This is a genomic window from Dietzia sp. KRD202, assembly GCF_017168155.1.
GTDB lineage: Bacteria > Actinomycetota > Actinomycetes > Mycobacteriales > Mycobacteriaceae > Dietzia > Dietzia kunjamensis.
Genome location: NZ_JABFAN010000019.1, coordinates 273,341 through 288,655 on the forward strand (window position 1 = coordinate 273,341; position 15,315 = coordinate 288,655).

General features: G+C 71.2%; 14 protein-coding genes. 11 read left to right on the top strand and 3 right to left on the bottom strand.

Annotated elements, in window-relative coordinates; translation table 11 throughout:
- Positions 1–12 precede the first annotated feature (12 nt).
- The 7 genes from mftG (at position 13) to J1M64_RS17010 (ending at position 5,744) form a co-directional block, all read left to right on the top strand.
- Positions 13–1,284 (top strand): mycofactocin system GMC family oxidoreductase MftG, encoded by a 1,272-nt coding sequence (gene mftG / locus J1M64_RS16980; RefSeq protein WP_307872473.1) that lies wholly within the window; start codon positions 13–15, stop codon positions 1,282–1,284.
- Between the two features lie 57 nt (positions 1,285–1,341).
- On the top strand, positions 1,342–2,271 hold the full coding sequence (locus J1M64_RS16985; RefSeq protein ID WP_206474905.1) for an alpha/beta fold hydrolase: 930 nt from the start codon (positions 1,342–1,344) through the stop codon (positions 2,269–2,271).
- Between the two features lie 181 nt (positions 2,272–2,452).
- On the top strand, positions 2,453–2,836 hold the full coding sequence (gene trxA, locus J1M64_RS16990; RefSeq protein ID WP_119193303.1) for a thioredoxin: 384 nt from the start codon (positions 2,453–2,455) through the stop codon (positions 2,834–2,836).
- 159 nt (positions 2,837–2,995) lie between these two features.
- Entirely contained in the window at positions 2,996–4,117 is a 1,122-nt protein-coding gene (locus J1M64_RS16995) for an NDMA-dependent alcohol dehydrogenase (RefSeq protein ID WP_119193304.1), read from the top strand.
- 224 nt (positions 4,118–4,341) lie between these two features.
- The gene (locus J1M64_RS17000) at positions 4,342–4,602 is read left to right on the top strand and encodes a metal-sensitive transcriptional regulator (protein ID WP_069388607.1); all 261 of its coding nucleotides are present in this window, start codon (positions 4,342–4,344) and stop codon (positions 4,600–4,602) included.
- A gap of 103 nt (positions 4,603–4,705) precedes the next feature.
- The gene (locus tag J1M64_RS17005; RefSeq protein ID WP_206474906.1) at positions 4,706–5,092 is read left to right on the top strand and encodes a DUF302 domain-containing protein; all 387 of its coding nucleotides are present in this window, start codon (positions 4,706–4,708) and stop codon (positions 5,090–5,092) included.
- A gap of 13 nt (positions 5,093–5,105) precedes the next feature.
- Positions 5,106–5,744, top strand: a complete 639-nt coding sequence (locus J1M64_RS17010; protein ID WP_206474907.1) for a DUF1707 domain-containing protein — start codon at positions 5,106–5,108, stop codon at positions 5,742–5,744.
- Here the strand turns inward: J1M64_RS17010 and J1M64_RS17015 are convergent.
- From J1M64_RS17015 to J1M64_RS17025, 3 genes are read right to left on the bottom strand one after another with little or no spacing between them, the layout of a single operon-like run.
- Entirely contained in the window at positions 5,741–6,256 is a 516-nt protein-coding gene (locus tag J1M64_RS17015) for a dihydrofolate reductase (RefSeq protein WP_206474908.1), read from the bottom strand. The two genes, J1M64_RS17010 and J1M64_RS17015, sit on opposite strands and share 4 nt — an antisense overlap.
- A 17-nt stretch (positions 6,257–6,273) precedes the next feature.
- Positions 6,274–7,074 (bottom strand): thymidylate synthase, encoded by an 801-nt coding sequence (locus J1M64_RS17020; protein ID WP_069388604.1) that lies wholly within the window; start codon positions 7,072–7,074, stop codon positions 6,274–6,276.
- Between the two features lie 28 nt (positions 7,075–7,102).
- Entirely contained in the window at positions 7,103–7,852 is a 750-nt protein-coding gene (locus J1M64_RS17025; protein ID WP_206474909.1) for a 3'(2'),5'-bisphosphate nucleotidase CysQ, read from the bottom strand.
- Between the two features lie 66 nt (positions 7,853–7,918).
- On the opposite strand from J1M64_RS17025, the gene J1M64_RS17030 reads away from it, so the two are divergent.
- The 4 genes from J1M64_RS17030 to J1M64_RS17045 all read left to right on the top strand — a co-directional run bounded on the left by J1M64_RS17030 (position 7,919) and on the right by J1M64_RS17045 (position 15,314).
- Positions 7,919–12,697, top strand: a complete 4,779-nt coding sequence (locus J1M64_RS17030) for an ATP-dependent helicase (protein WP_206474910.1) — start codon at positions 7,919–7,921, stop codon at positions 12,695–12,697.
- A gap of 74 nt (positions 12,698–12,771) precedes the next feature.
- Positions 12,772–13,683 carry a cation diffusion facilitator family transporter gene (locus tag J1M64_RS17035; protein WP_206474911.1) on the top strand — a complete coding sequence of 304 codons (912 nt, stop codon included), beginning with the start codon at positions 12,772–12,774 and terminating at the stop codon, positions 13,681–13,683.
- Positions 13,684–13,686: 3 nt separating this feature from the next.
- A complete protein-coding gene (locus J1M64_RS17040; RefSeq protein WP_206474912.1) occupies positions 13,687–14,562 on the top strand; it encodes an Fpg/Nei family DNA glycosylase in 876 nt (291 codons plus the stop codon).
- Positions 14,559–15,314, top strand: coding sequence for an SDR family oxidoreductase (locus tag J1M64_RS17045; protein ID WP_120283998.1), 756 nt, complete (start codon positions 14,559–14,561; stop codon positions 15,312–15,314). The genes J1M64_RS17040 and J1M64_RS17045 overlap by 4 nt, the downstream gene beginning before the upstream one ends.
- Position 15,315 lies beyond the last annotated feature (1 nt).

Genomic DNA, 15,315 nt, shown 5'->3' on the forward strand with positions numbered 1-15,315 from the left:
CGGCGTCACGCGGTGAGCGGCGGCGCACGGGCCGACGTGGTGGTGGTCGGCGCGGGCCCGGCCGGCTGCGTGATGGCCCGCCGCCTCGCCGAGGCCGGTGCCGACGTCCTCCTGGTGGAGTCCGGCACCGCGAGCGCCTCGCCGCGCGCGGGCCTGCTCGACGTGGGACCGGGGTCGCAGGTCGTCGCCCGCCATTGCGCCACACTCGGCGAGGCGAGACTCGACCTGCCCCGCGGCCGCACCCTCGGCGGGTCCGGAGCGGTCAACGGCGGGTACTGCACCCCGGCGCGACCGGCGGACCTCGCGGAGTGGGGTCCGGACTGGCCGCGGCGGTACGCGGTGGGACTGGCCCGCGCCGCCGAGCGCCTCCGACCCGGCCTGGCGCCGATGGGGTCGGTCGCCGCGCGGGTGGCCGCCGCGTTCCCCGGCCGCGTGTCCGCGATCGGCCAGGCGCGCCGGGGCCCGCGGCGCGTGACCGCGTTCGACGCCTGGGACCCGTCCGGCGCGGGGGCCCGGGTGCGCACCGGGGCGCAGGTCCGGTCGCTCCGGTGGGAGGGCGGGCGCGTCGCCGGACGGTGTGACGGCGTGGTGCTCGACGACGACGAGGAGATCGGTGCCCGACAGGTGGTGCTGTGTGCGGGGGCGATCGGGACGGCCGCCCTGCTGACGGGGTCCGGGATCGGACCGTCCACCGGACACCCGGTCGGCCACGGGGTGCAGGAGCATCCGGAGCTGCTGCTGGACCTGCCCGCGGACGTCCTGTCGGGTCGGGACCGGTACCCGAGCCCCGGCCCGGCCACACCCGGGGGGCTGCCACCCCTGCTCTCCCACGTCGTCCGGCTGGAGCTGGCCGCGGCGGCCGAGGTCGAGATCCGCCCCTACGCCGTCCCCCTGCACCACGTCATCCCCGGCCTGGGGCCGGCGCCGCACCGGATCGGGGTCGCACTGATGAACCCGGTCGGTCGTGGCCGGATCGGCGACGACGGGACCGTGCACCTGCCCGACGATCCGCACGACTCGGCCGTCCTCGCCGGGGCCGCCGCGATGGTGGCGGAGCGGATGGGCCTGGACGGGGACGTCACGGTCTCGACCTCGCAGCACCTGTCCGGCACCGCGCGGATCGGGGAGGTGCTCGACGACTCCGGACGTGTCCTGGGGGTGCAGGGGCTGCGGGTGGCCGATGCGTCGGCGCTGCCCTCGCTGCCGCGGTGCGGCCCCTACTACACGGTCCTGGCGATGGCCGAGGACCTCGCTACGCGGGTGATCGCCGAGCGGGCGTGGTAGAACGGCACGAGAACACGTTCCACCGATGGGGTGGGCGCCATCCCGGGAGGCCCGTACATGTCGAGTACCGAGACGATCTGCGAACCGCGGCAGTTCACGGTGGAACGCGACGGCGGTGTCACGCTGGTCGGCGAGGTGTGGGATCCGGTGGATCCGACGGGCGACTCGCTCGACCCGGTCGAGGAGATCCTCATGCTGCACGGGGGTGCCCAGACCCGCCACGCGTGGAGCCGCGCCGCCCGCCGGCTGTCGGGGGAGGGGTACAGGGTCACCGCGATGGACGCCCGCGGTCACGGGGACAGCGACTGGGATCCGGAGGGTGACTACGACATCCACCGGCTGGCCGCGGACCTCGAGGCGATCGTCGCCGAGCGGTTCCCCTCCCGGCGCCCGGTGATCGTCGGCGCGTCCCTCGGCGGGATGACCGCGATGCTCTCGCTGGGCACCGGCAAGGACGTCGCCCGTGCGCTCGTCCTGGTGGACGTCACCCCGAAGCTCGAGGCCAAGGGGGTCGAGCGGGTCGGGGAGTTCATGCGCTCCGGGTTCGACGGGTTCGCCAGTCTCGAGGAGGCCGCCGACGCGATCGCCGCCTACCAGCCGCAGCGCAAGCGGCCGCCGAATCCCGAGGGCCTGCGCAAGAACCTCCGGCTGCGAGAGGACGGACGGTGGCACTGGCACTGGGACCCCCGCTTCGCCGGTGGCGCCTCGGCCGACAACGCGGAACTCGGCAACGCCTTCTTCGAGGAGCTCGTCCCGCACATCACGCAACCGACCCTGCTCATCCGGGGCTCGGCGTCTGACATCGTCAGCGACGAGTCCGTGCGACACCTGCGGGAGCTGCTCCCGCACGCGTACACGATGGAGGTGCCCGACGCCGGGCACATGGTCGCGGGCGACGACAACGCGGTCTTCCTCGACCAGCTCGAGAAGTTCCTCGCCGAGGTCCTCGACTCGCCGCCGCGCCGGGAGGCGTCCCGGGAGGCGTGAGGTCCGGGGGGAGCGGGGAATAACTCGAGTCAGGCGACGTTGTCATTGACTACGCGCGGCATCCATACCCCCAGAGGTATGGATTGTCGCGGAAGGTCGTCGCCGGCGCGGGCTGTCCGTAGTCTGGCGGCGTAACGAGACGGGACGAGAGTCGCCCCGTCCGCGCTAGGAGGGCATTCGTATGAGCACCGTCGACATCACGACCGCCGAGTTCGAGAAGACCGTCACCGAGAACGACATCGTCCTGGTGGACTTCTGGGCCGAGTGGTGTGGCCCGTGCAAGGCGTTCGGTCCGGTCTACGAGAAGGTCTCGGGCAAGAACCCCGAGCTGACCTTCGCCAAGGTGGACACCGACGCAGAGCAGCAGCTCGGAGCGATGCTGCAGATCCAGTCCATCCCGACGCTCATGGCGTTCCGCGAGGGAATCGCGGTGTTCCGCCACTCGGGCGCCATCCCGGAGCAGGCGCTGGACGACCTGGTCGAGCAGATCAAGGGGCTCGACATGGACGAGGTCCGCAAGGCCGTCGAGGACGCGGAGGCGCAGCAGGGCGACGCGCAGCCCTGATCGGCGGGCCGGCCCACTGAACTGACGGGACGACGGCGGCGGCGAGGTCCCACCGGAACACGTTCCAGTAACCACCCCACAGGTTTCACCCATGGGGCTAACGTTGCTAGAACACGTTCCAGTGGCGGGCTTCACCCCGTCGCGCCCGGAGGGAGTTCAATGAAGACCAAGGCCGCCATCGCCCGAGAGCTCGGCAAGCCGTTCGAGATCGTCGAGGCCGAGCTCGACGGACCCAACTTCGGCGAGGTGCTCGTCAAGTGGAAGGTCGCCGGCCTCTGCCACTCGGACCTGCACATCACCAGCGGTGACCTGCCGGGTCGCCTGCCGATCGTCGGTGGCCACGAGGGTGCGGGCGTCGTCGAGGCGGTCGGTGACGGCGTCACCCACGTCCAGCCCGGCGACCACGTGGTGGGGTCGTTCATCCCCGCCTGTGGCAAGTGTTCGGCCTGCGCGCGCGGGATGACCAACCTCTGCGACGGCGGCCTCAACGGCACCATCGGTGAGATGGCCGACGGCCGCTACCCGTTCAAGCTGGACAACGGCGAGACCGCCGGTGCCATGTGCACCCTGGGTACGTTCTCGCAGTACACCGTGGCCAACATGAACTCGGTGGTCAAGGTCCAGGACTGGATCCCCTTCGAGGTCGCGGCCCTGGTGGGCTGCGGAGTCACCACCGGCTGGGGTTCCGCCGTCTACTCCGCCGACGTCCGGGCCGGCGACACCGTCGTCGTCTTCGGCATCGGTGGCATCGGCATCAACGCCATCCAGGGCGCCAAGCACGCGGGCGCCCGGTTCATCCTCGCCATCGACACCGACGAGTCGAAGCTGGCCAAGGCCAAGGAGTTCGGCGCCACCCACGTCTACACGGACGTCGACGAGGCCAAGGCCGAGCTGCCGGGCCTGACCTGGGGCACGATGGCGGAGAAGGCCATCATCACCATCGGCGTGGCCGACGCGAAGGTCACCGCCGACGCGACCGACATGGTCGGCAAGCGCGGCGTCGTCGTGCTCACCTCGATGGGCGGCCTCGACAACCAGTCGATCTCCCTGCCCGGCCTGTTCGTCTCGCAGTACGAGAAGGTCATCAAGGGCTCGCTCTTCGGCTCCGCCAACGCCTTCCACGACATCCCCAACATCCTGCGCCTGTGGGACGAGAAGCAGCTCAAGCTGGACGAGCTCATCACCCACCGGTTCACCCTCGACCAGGTGAACGAGGGCTACGAGATCATGGAGCGCGGCGGCGAGGGCATGGTCCGCGGCATTATCGTCCACGACGACTGACCGTCAGCTGGGCCGGCAGAAACCGGCACTCGCGAAAATATACCCCCGCGGGTACACTGGAGACATCCGGTGGACCCACGGGGGTCTCGCGTCAGTCCGCCTTCACCATCCGAGACCATCAGTGACCCACGAGAGGGACGACGATGTCAGCAACCGAGCGGGCTGTGTCCGACAAAGCAGTGTCCGACAAAGCTGTGTCCGTAAAAACCGTGTCCCCAAAAGCCGTGTCCGAGCCCAGGCAGCAGGTCCTCAACAGGCTGCGCCGCGCGCGCGGCCAGCTCAACGCGGTGATCGACATGGTCGAGCAGGAACGCTCGTGCAAGGAGATCGTCACCCAACTCGCGGCGGTGTCCAAGGCACTGGACCGTGCGGGGTTCAAGATCATCAGTGAGAACATCCAGGAGTGCATCACCCGCGACGGCGAAGCCGGCGCGGACGGGGTCGACCTGCCCGAGCTCGAGAAGCTGTTCCTCTCGCTCGCCTGACCATCGGCCGGCGCCGTGGCAGGCTGGGTGACGACACCGGAGACCAGAACCGACAAGACCAGCACCGACTAGACCAGAACCGACAACACCGGAGGTAGTCGACATGGACATCGGAATCGGCACGTTCACGGAGATGGAGTTCGACGAGGCGGTGGAGGCGACCCGCGCGGCGCTCGCCGACCGTGGGTTCGGGATCCTCCACGAGATCGACCTCACGGCCACCCTGAAGGACAAGATCGACAAGGACATCGAGCGTGTCCTCATCCTCGGCGCCTGCAATCCCGGGTTCGCGGGGAAGGCGTTCGACGTGAGCAAGGACGTCGCCCTGATGATCCCGTGCAATGTGGTGATCCGCGAGTCCGGCGGCGGCTGCGTGATCGAGGCCCAGAACCCGGATCTCCTCTCGCAGGTCATCTCCGGTGGCCTGCAGGACCTCGCCGACGAACTGACCACCGACATGCGCTCGATGATGAAGGACCTCACGCGCTGAGTAACCTGGGGGCATGCACCCGGAGCAGGACAACGACCCACGGACCCTGGCCCAGCGGCGCCTCGAGGCGATGGTGGGGCGAGGTGAGTTGTCGCTCGCCGAGTTCTCGGACCGAGCGGCCAAGATCTGGGCCGCGACCTGCCCCGCGGAACTCGAGGTGGCGCTGAGCGGTCTCCCCGCCGACCGGCCCGGCCCGGCCCACCAGGCCCGACCGGCGCCGGTCGGCCCGGTGCATTCCGCGCCGCCGGCCACCCGTCCCGGCAGCGCGATCACCGTCGACGAGAGCCAGAAGAGGACCTCCGTCTTCGACACCCTCAAGCGCGAGGGCCGCTGGATGCTGCCGGACGACTACCGACTGACGTCCTGGCTGGGTGAGATCTACCTCGACGCCCGAGAGGCCGTCGTCGACCGCCCGCGTACCCACCTCCAACTGGACCTGTGGGGCGCCAACGCCAAGATTCTCCTCCCGCCCGGGGTCTCGGTGTCGATCACCGGCAACCGGACCATGAGCGAGCTGAAGATCGACGAGGGGCGCTACGACGTCCACGGCGGTCCCCACCTGGACATCGAGATCAACGGGTTCATGGCGGGCGCGAAGATCAAGATCCTCGCCGCGGGGGAGAAGATCCCCAAGACCTGGAAGTGGTTCTAGGAGATTCTCCGGCGACGCCACACCGTGTGCCGGTGCCGTACCTCGTCGTCGTACCCTTCCACCCGACTCCGTGGATCGGTGATCCACTCACCGACCTCGGCCAGCTCCCAGGGGTCGTCCAGTTCGGGCGCCAGCACGGTGCCCGGCGCGTCGGCGTCGATCTCGGTGACCAGACACTCCTCCGCGGCGGACAGCGCCGCGGCGTAGATCTGGCCGCCGCCCATCACCGCGGCCTCCGGGCCCGCGAGCTCCAGGGCGTGCTCCACGGAGCCCGCGCGCTCGGCGCCGTCGGCCGACCAGTCGGCGTCCCGGGTGCACACGACGTTGCGACGGCCGGGCAGGGGGCGGAACCGCTCCGGGATCGACTCCCACGTCGCGCGGCCCATCACCACGGGACGCCCGACGGTGGCCTGCTTGAAGAACGCGAGGTCCTCGGGGATGTGCCACGGCATGTCGCGGCCGTCACCGATCACCCCGCCGCGGGCCTGCGCCCACACCATCCGCACGGTCACCGCAGCCGTCCGCCGGATCAGACCGCGACCGGGGCCTTGATGCCCGGGTGGTGCTCGTAGCCGATGACCTCGAAGTCCTCGAAGGTGTAGTCGAAGACCGACTTGGCGCGGTTCAGCCGCAGCTCGGGGTACGGGTACGGCTCCCGCGAGAGCTGTGTGCGGACCTGCTCGACGTGGTTGTCGTAGATGTGGCAGTCGCCGCCGGTCCAGACGAACTCGCCCACCTCGAGCCCCACCTGCTGCGCCACCATGTGGGTGAGCAGGGAATAGGAGGCGATGTTGAACGGCACGCCCAGGAAGAGGTCGGCGCTGCGCTGGTACAGCTGACAGCTGAGCTTGCCGTCGGCCACGTAGAACTGGAACAGCAGGTGGCAGGGCGGCAGGGCCATGTCCGACAACTCGCTGACGTTCCACGCGGAGACGATGTTGCGCCGCGAGTCCGGGTCGGTCCTCAGCAACTCGACGGCCGCGGCGATCTGGTCGATGTGGGCGCCGTCGGGGGTCGGCCACGAGCGCCACTGCACCCCGTAGACGGGCCCCAGCTCACCGTCGGCGTCCGCCCACTCGTCCCAGATCGTCACACCGTTCTCGCGCAACCACCCGACGTTGGAGTCGCCACGCAGGAACCACAGCAGCTCGTACGCCACGGACTTGAAGTGCACGCGCTTGGTGGTGATCAGCGGAAACCCCTGCGCCAGGTCGTAGCGCAGCTGGTGGCCGAACAGGCTCCGCGTGCCCGTGCCGGTGCGATCCGCCTTGGGGGTGCCCTGCTCCAGGACCAACCGCAGCAGGTCCTCGTACGGGGTGGGGACGGTCATGGCGCTCAAGTCTACTCAGGCGGTCCGGTCACGCGGTCCAGACCGGGTGCCCCGCCGTCACGGCGAGCACCTTCTCGGTGAGATCGGGGCGGCACACCAGGATGTCGGGGGAGTAGGTGTCGGACTTGTTGAACTCGAGAGGCGACCCGTCGATCCGGGAGGCGTGTAGCCCGGCGGCGAGCGCCACGCCGACGGGCGCCGCCTGGTCCCACTCGTTCTGGCCGCCGGCATGGAGATAGAGGTCGGCGTCGCCGAGCAGGACGGAGAGCATCTTGGCGCCGGCCGACCCCATCGGCCGCACGTGTAGCCCGAGCTCGTCGGCGACCTCGTGGATCCCGGCGGGCGGGTTGTTGCGACTGATGACCATGGTCCCCGAGCTCGGGCCGTCGACGTGGTCGACCTGGTCCGAGCGGAACACCCGGCCGGCGTCGGGGAGTCCGACGGCGGCGACGGTGGGCCGGCCGTCGACGACGAGCGCGACGTGGACCGACCAGTCCGACCGGCCGGTGGAGAACTCCTTGGTGCCGTCGATCACGTCGATGATCCACACCCGTGACTTGGCGAGGCGGCTGCGATCGTCGGCGACCCCCTCCGAGAGGATCCCGTCGTCCGGTCGGTGCACGGCGAGTACCTCGCCGGTCCAGTCCTCGGCGACGTCGTTCGCCACACGCGCGAGCGAACGTCCGTGCAGCAGGCCGCCCGCGCGGGTGCCCCGGACGATGTCCCCGATGCCGGTGGCGAGGTGGGATGCCAGGTCGTGGTCGTCGAGATCGCGCATGAGCACACTCTACGGAGCCCCGTGCGTGTCACGGCGTGTGTCGTAGCCGTACGACATCATGTGTTCATGTCCGTCGCCCTGGACCGGTTCCACCCGGCCACCGCCTCCTGGTTCCGTGGTGCGTTCGGCGCGCCCACCGCCGCGCAGTCCGGTGCGTGGGCGGCCCTCGCGGGCGGTGCCCACACCCTGGTCGTCGCACCGACGGGCTCGGGCAAGACGCTGTCGGCGTTCCTCGCCGCGCTCGACGGGCTTCTCCTGGGCCCGGCCGAACCCGACCCGGGCAGTGCCGCCGGGAGTGCCCGCGCGTCCGGGCCCGGCACCCGTGTCCTCTACATCTCCCCGCTCAAGGCGCTGGCCGTGGACGTCGAGCGCAACCTCCGGGCGCCTCTCGCGGGGATCGCCCGGGAGGCCGCGGCGCTGGGCACGGAGACGCCGGAGGTGACCGTGGGGATCCGGACCGGTGACACCCCGCCGGACGAGCGACGCCGCCAGCGGGCCAGGCCACCGCACATCCTGGTCACCACGCCCGAGTCGTTGTTCCTGCTCCTGACCTCGGCGGCCCGCGAGACCCTGACGGACGTGGACACGGTCATCATCGACGAGATCCACGCGGTTGCCGGCAGTAAGCGCGGCGCGCACCTCGCGCTGAGCCTCGAGCGTCTGGACGAGCTGCTCGACGCGCCCGCGCAGCGGGTGGGGTTGTCGGCGACGGTCCGGCCGCACTCCGAGGTGGCCCGCTTCCTGGCGGGTGAGCGCCCGGTCACCGTGGTGGCGCCGCGGTCGGACAAGAGCTTCGAGCTGTCCGTCCGGGTTCCGGTGGAGGACATGACCGACCTGTCCTCGGCCGCCCCGGATGTGTCCGCACCAGCGGGCACGCCGGGGCAGGGGTCGATCTGGCCGCACGTCGAGCGGCAGGTGGTGGACCTGGTCACCGCGCACCGCTCGACGATCGTCTTCGTCAACTCCCGTCGCCTGGCCGAACGGCTCACCGCCCGCCTCAACGAGATCTACGCCGAGGACACGGACCCCGGGTCCCTGCCCGAGCCCCCGGCCCGGCCGCCAGCGCAGGTGATGGTGCCCTCGGAGGTCACGCGGGGCGCACCGCCGGAGTTGGCGATGGCCCACCACGGGTCGGTGTCCAAGGAGCGCCGGGCGCTCATCGAGGACGCGTTGAAGTCGGGCCGGCTCCGGGCGGTGGTGGCCACGTCGTCCCTCGAGTTGGGGATCGACATGGGGTCGGTGGACCTGGTGGTGCAGGTCGAGTCACCGCCGTCGGTGGCGTCGGGGCTGCAGCGCGTCGGCCGTGCCGGTCACCAGGTCGGTGAGGTCTCCCGGGCGGTGGTGTTCCCCAAGCACCGTGCGGACCTGGTCCACAGCGCGGTGACCGTGGAGCGGATGCTCGCCGGTGCGATCGAGGAGTTGTCGGTCGTCGCCAACCCCCTCGACGTCCTGGCCCAGCAGACGGTGGCGGCGTGTGCGCTGGAGCCGATCGACGTGGAGGAGTGGTTCTCGGCCGTCCGGCGCACGGCCCCGTACCAGGGGCTGCCGCGGTCGGCGTTCGAGGCCACGCTCGACATGCTCGCCGGCAAGTACCCGTCGGCGGACTTCGCGGAATTGCGGCCGCGCCTGGTCTGGGACCGCGACGCGGGGACGCTCACCGGCCGCCCCGGCGCCCAGCGGCTGGCCGTCACCTCGGGCGGCACGATCCCGGACCGCGGACTGTTCGGCGTGTTCATGGTGGGGGAGAAGGCCACCCGTGTCGGGGAGCTGGACGAGGAGATGGTCTACGAGTCCCGCGTCGGTGACGTGTTCGCGCTCGGGGCCTCGAGCTGGCGCGTCGAGGAGATCACCCATGACCGGGTGCTGGTCACCCCCGCGCCCGGCGGCACCGGTCGGCTGCCGTTCTGGCTCGGTGACGACCAGGGTCGGCCCGCCGAGCTCGGCCGCGCGCTGGGCGGCTTCCTGCGGGAGGTCGCGCGCGGCACGGACGCGGAGGCCACCGCCCGGCTGGACGCCGCCGGCCTCGATGCCAACGCCGCGACCAATCTCCGGCGCTTCCTGTCCGAACAGCGCGAGGCCACCGGTCATGTACCCAGCGACACCACGCTCGTCGTGGAGCGTTTCCGCGACGAGGTCGGCGACTGGCGGGTGGTTCTCCACTCGCCGTTCGGGGCGCGGGTGCACTGGCCGTGGGCGGAGGCCGTGCGCGCCCGGCTCGCCGCCGCGCACGGATTCGACGCGGTGCCGGTGGTGTCCGACGACGGCATCATCCTCCGGGTACCGGACATGGGCGACGACGGCGAGGTGGGCGCACGCCCGGGAGCCGAGACGTTCGCCATCGGGGCCGAGGAGGCGGTGGACCTGGTCACCCGGCACGTGGGCGGGTCCGCACTGTTCGCCTCCCGCTTCCGTGAGTGTTCGGCGCGCGCCCTGCTGTTCCCCCGGCTCGACCCCGGCCGGCGGGCGCCATTGTGGCAGCAGCGGCAGAAGTCGGCGCAGTTGCTCGACGTCGCGCGCCGCTACCCGGACTTCCCGATGATCCTCGAGGCGGTGCGCGAGTGTCTGCAGGACGTCTACGACGTCCCGGCGCTCGAGCGGATCCTGACCGAGATCGAGTCGCGCACTGTGCGGATCGTCGAGGTGGACACACCCAGTGCCTCGCCGTTCGCGCAGTCGCTGCTGTTCGACTACGTCGGGGCGTTCCTCTACGAGGGCGACTCGCCGTTGGCGGAGAAGCGGGCGGCGGCGCTCGCGATCGACCCGTCGCTGCTCGGGCAGCTCCTCGGTCGCGTCGAGTTGCGCGAGCTGCTCGACATCGAGGTCCTGGACTCGATCGAACGGCGGCTGCAGCACCTCGAGCCCGATCGCGCCGCCCGCGACGCCGAGGCCGTGGTCGATCTCCTGCGCCTGCTGGGCCCGCTCACGGCCGAGGAGGTCGCGGCCCGGTCCACCGACCCCGACGCCGCTCCCGCCTGGCTCGCCTCCCTGGCCGAGGCGTGGCGCGTGGTCACCGTCGAGCATTCCGGCCGGACGTGGTGGGCCGGCGTCGAAGACGTGTCCAGGCTCCGCGATGGACTGGGTGTCCCGCCGCCGCCCGGGGTGCCGTCGGCGTTCCTCGGCGATGTCACCGACCCGCTCGGTGAGCTCATCCGGCGCTATGCGCGCACCCACGGCCCGTTCACCGTCGACGCGGTCGCCGAGCGTTTCGGGCTCGGGGTGGCCGTCGCCCGCGGCGTTCTCGATCGGCTCACCTCCTCCGGGGTGCTGCTGGCCGGCGAGTTCCGTCCGGGCGCGACGGGCCCCGAGTGGTGCGACGCCGAGGTCCTACGGCACATCCGTCGCCGCTCGCTGGCCGCACTGCGCTCGCAGATCGAGCCGGTCTCGCACTCCGCGCTGGGTCGCTTCCTGCCCGGCTGGCAGAGCCTCGGCAGCGGAGCAGGTGCGGGCACAGCGGCCGGCGCCGAGTCAGGCGCCGAGTCAGGCGTGGACGGGGTTCTCGCCGTGATCGAGCAACTCGACGGCCTCGCGCTGCCCGCCTCCGCTCTCGAACCGCTGATCCTGGCGCCCCGGGTGCGGGACTACTCGCCGACGATGCTCGACGAACTCCTGGCCGGGGGAGAGGTCATCTGGAGCGGGCGCGGTCGGGCGGGCTCACGCGACGGCTGGGTCTCCCTGCACCCAGCCGATTCGGCCGGTGCGACCCTGCCCCTCGATCGACCGAAGCCGGAGGGGCCGGTCCACCTCGCCGTCGTCGATTCCCTGCGCGGCGGCGCCCTGTTCTTCCGCGACATCGTCGCCAAGGTGAAAGACGCGGCTGCGCCCGCGCCTACAGACCCTGCACCTACAGACCCTGCGTACACAGACCCTGCGACTACAGACCCCGTGCTCACCCTCACCGAGGCCGCGGTCCGCGACGCACTGTGGGATCTGGTGTGGGACGGAGCGGTCACCAACGACACCCTCGCTCCGCTGCGCGCGGTGCTGGCCGGCGGCGGATTCTCGGGGTCGGGGACCGCGCATCGTTCGCCCAGGTCCTCCGCCCGACCGCGCCGTGCCCGGCTGGGCAGGACGACCATGGCCCAACTGAACGGCGCCGCCGCCGCGGGGACGAGGACGCCGCCCCTGCTCGCCGGCCGCTGGTCGCTGGTGCCGGAGCCGGTCACCGACGCGACGCTGCGTGCTCACGCCTGGGCCGAGACATTGCTACTGCGTCATGGTGTGGTCACCCGGGGCGCGGTGGAGGCCGAGGAGATCCCCGGCGGGTTCGCGGCCGTGTACAAGGTACTGGCGCAGATGGAGGACTCGGGCCGCTGTCGGCGTGGGTACTTCGTCGACGGCCTCGGAGCCGCCCAGTTCGCCGCCGGCAACACCATCGACCGGCTGCGGACGTTCGACGACACCGCGGACGACGCCCACTGGCCATCCGGAGCGGACGACCCCACCGTTCGGGTCCTCGCCGCGACCGACCCCGCCAACCCCTACGGGGCGGCTCTGCCCTGGCCCTCCGCACGCACGACCGGTGACGGGGCCGCGGGTGGCGAGGGCACGGGGAACGGGTCCGGACACCGCCCCGGTCGCAAGGCGGGAGCTCTGGTGGTGCTGGTCGACGGCGTGTGTGTGCTGTTCGTCGAACGCGGCGGGCGAACCGTGCTGGTCCTCGACGACCGCGCCGGTGCCGTCCCGGCCGCTGCGACGGCGCTCGCCGGAACCGTGAAGTCCGGCGCGGTCGGCGCGCTCACCGTCACCACCCTCGGTGGCGAGCCCGTCCACACCTCGTCCCATGCCGCGGCGTTCGAGGCCGCCGGCTTCGGCATCACTCCCAAGGGGCTGCGGATCCGCCGCTGAACACATCTTGAGTCGGCCGCGGCGAATAGTTAGAGTATGCGCATTAGTGCATGTATTGGAAGGGGTGTTGTCGAATGGGTGCGGGCCATTCCCATGGTCGTCCCTCCGGCCACGCCGGTGGGCGATACCGGGCGCGCCTCGGGGGTGCGTTCGCCCTGACGGCGGCGTTCTTCGGGGTCGAACTGGTCGCCGGCCTGGTCTCCGGCTCCCTCGCCCTCCTCTCCGACGCCGGCCACATGGGCGCGGACGTGGTGGCACTCGGCGCGGCCCTCCTGGCCACGGTGGTCGCCACCCGGCCCGACGCATCAGGCCGCCGGACGTTCGGCCACTACCGCGTGGAGATCTTCGCCTCCGGCCTGGCGGTGCTCATCATGCTCGGCATGGGCGTGTACGTCCTGATCGAGGCCGTCGGTCGTCTCGGCTCCGACGCCTCCGTCGCCACCGGGACGATGCTCGTCGTCGGCGCGCTGGGACTCGTCATCAACGTCATCTCGCTGCTGTTGCTGCGCAGCGGGTCCGACGAGAGTCTGGCAGTGCGTGGCGCGTACCTCGAGGTGCTCGCCGATGCGGCAGGGTCCGTCGGGGTGATCGTGGCGGCGCTGCTCATGCGGGCGACCGGGTCGACGGTGTGGGACCTGGTGGTCGCGGTGGCGATCGCCGTGTTCATCGTGGTCCGCGCGGTGGTGCTCGGACGCCAGGTGGTCGCGGTCCTCGCCCAGCACGCACCCGTCGGCGTCGATCCGGTGGAGGTGGAGGCCCAGCTGGGAGCCCTGCGTGACGTCGAGGAGGTCCATGACCTGCACCTGTGGACACTGACCTCGGGAATGGACGTGGGTACCGTGCACCTGGTGGTCGACTCGGTCGCGGATCACTCAGAGGTGCTCGGCGAGGCTCGGCGCGTCCTCCTGGAGGAGCACGGGATCGAGCACGTGACGGTGCAGATCGAGACCGCCGGGGTCGTCGGTTGCCGCGAACTGGGGTGGTGAACCGTGCCCGAGGGTGATTCGGTGCACCGGGCTGCGGCGCGGGTCCGCGAGGCCCTCGCCGGCCGCACCCTGGACAGGAGCGAGCTCCGTGTACCGAGATTCGCCGCCGTCGATCTCACGGGCAGGTCGGTGGTGACGGCCCGGTCCCGGGGGAAGCACCTCTTCGTCGTCGTCGGCCCCGACGATGAGGGCCGTGACCCCGTCACCCTCCACATCCACCTTAAGATGGAGGGCCGCATCCACGTCCTGCGTGCGGGGGACCGGTGGCGGTTCCCCGCGCACACCGTCCGGCTGCTCCTGCGTGCCGGTGACGTCGAGGTGGTGGGCACGGAACTCGGACTGCTCCGCGCACTGACCCCCGCCGAGGCCGACCGCGCCGTCAGCCACCTCGGGCCCGATCTCCTCAGCGCGGATTGGGACCCGGTGACGAGCACAGACGAGGTCGTGCGGAGGATCAGCGAGCGACCCACTCGTACGATCGGCGAGGCGTTGCTCGACCAGCGCAATCTGGCCGGGATCGGGACCGTCTACCGGGCGGAGCTGTGTTTCCTGCGCGGGGTGGACCCGCGGGATCCCGTCGAGGTCGTGCCGGACCTCCGTGCGATGGTCACTCTGGCGCGGCGGATGCTGGTGGCCAACGCCGACCGCACAGTCCGGGTGACGACCGGCGACACCCGGCGCGGGCGCGAGCTGTGGGTGTACGGCCGCGACGGCAAGCCGTGCCGCCGGTGCGGGACCGAGGTGGAGACGTTCCGTCTCGGAGGACTCGCGGACCCGTACGAACCGAGCGACTCCCTGGATCGCATCGCCTACCGTTGCCCGTCCTGCCAGCCGCGTCGTGCCACACTGGGCGCATCGCCAACGGAGGAGAACTCGTGACCGACCGCAAGACGATTCTGATCACCGGTGCCAGCTCTGGCCTCGGGGAGGGAATGGCCCGCCGCTGGGCCGCGCAGGGGAAGAACCTCGCGCTGTGCGCGCGGCGCCTGGACCGCTTGGAGGAGCTCCGTGCCGAACTGCTGGCGGCGAATCCCTCGATCACGGTGGCGGTCCGCGAGCTCGATGTGGCTGACGGTGACGCGGTGGAGCGGGTGTTCGGCGAGCTGGACGCCGAGCTCGGCGGCATCGACCGGTTCGTACTCAACGCCGGGCTGGGCAAGGGCGCCTCGATCGGCACGGGGAAGGCACACGCCAACCGGGAGACCGCCATGGTGAACGTGGTGGGGACGCTGAACCAGGCCGAGGCGGCGATGGAGCGGCTCTTCACCCGGGGTGAGGGGCACCTGGTGTTCATCTCGTCGGTGAGTTCGTTGCGCGGCATGCCGAAGGCGCAGAACACCTACGGCGCGACCAAGGCGTTCGTCTCGGCCCTGGCGCAGGGTCTCTACGCCGAGCTCGACAGCGCGGGCAGCCGGATCAAGGTGACGGACATTCTCCCGGGGTATATCCGCACGGACATCAACCGGTCGGTGAAGACCGCGTTGATGACCGAGTTCGACGAAGGCGTCGATGCCCTGGTCAAAACGATCGACGCCGAGCCCACCCGCGCGCTGGTTCCCGCCAAGCCGTGGAAGGCGATCGGGCCGCTGCTCACGCTCCTGCCCGAGAAGATCAGCCGCCGCTTCGTCTGAC

Coding starts and splice junctions, on each gene's coding strand:
- J1M64_RS16985 (WP_206474905.1), top strand. CDS start 1,342: ATGTCGAGTACCGAGACGATCTGCGAACCGCGGCAGTTCACGGTGGAA.
- trxA (WP_119193303.1), top strand. CDS start 2,453: ATGAGCACCGTCGACATCACGACCGCCGAGTTCGAGAAGACCGTCACC.
- J1M64_RS16995 (WP_119193304.1), top strand. CDS start 2,996: ATGAAGACCAAGGCCGCCATCGCCCGAGAGCTCGGCAAGCCGTTCGAG.
- J1M64_RS17005 (WP_206474906.1), top strand. CDS start 4,706: ATGGACATCGGAATCGGCACGTTCACGGAGATGGAGTTCGACGAGGCG.
- J1M64_RS17010 (WP_206474907.1), top strand. CDS start 5,106: ATGCACCCGGAGCAGGACAACGACCCACGGACCCTGGCCCAGCGGCGC.
- J1M64_RS17020 (WP_069388604.1), bottom strand. CDS start 7,074: ATGACCGTCCCCACCCCGTACGAGGACCTGCTGCGGTTGGTCCTGGAG.
- J1M64_RS17025 (WP_206474909.1), bottom strand. CDS start 7,852: ATGCGCGATCTCGACGACCACGACCTGGCATCCCACCTCGCCACCGGC.
- J1M64_RS17030 (WP_206474910.1), top strand. CDS start 7,919: ATGTCCGTCGCCCTGGACCGGTTCCACCCGGCCACCGCCTCCTGGTTC.
- J1M64_RS17035 (WP_206474911.1), top strand. CDS start 12,772: ATGGGTGCGGGCCATTCCCATGGTCGTCCCTCCGGCCACGCCGGTGGG.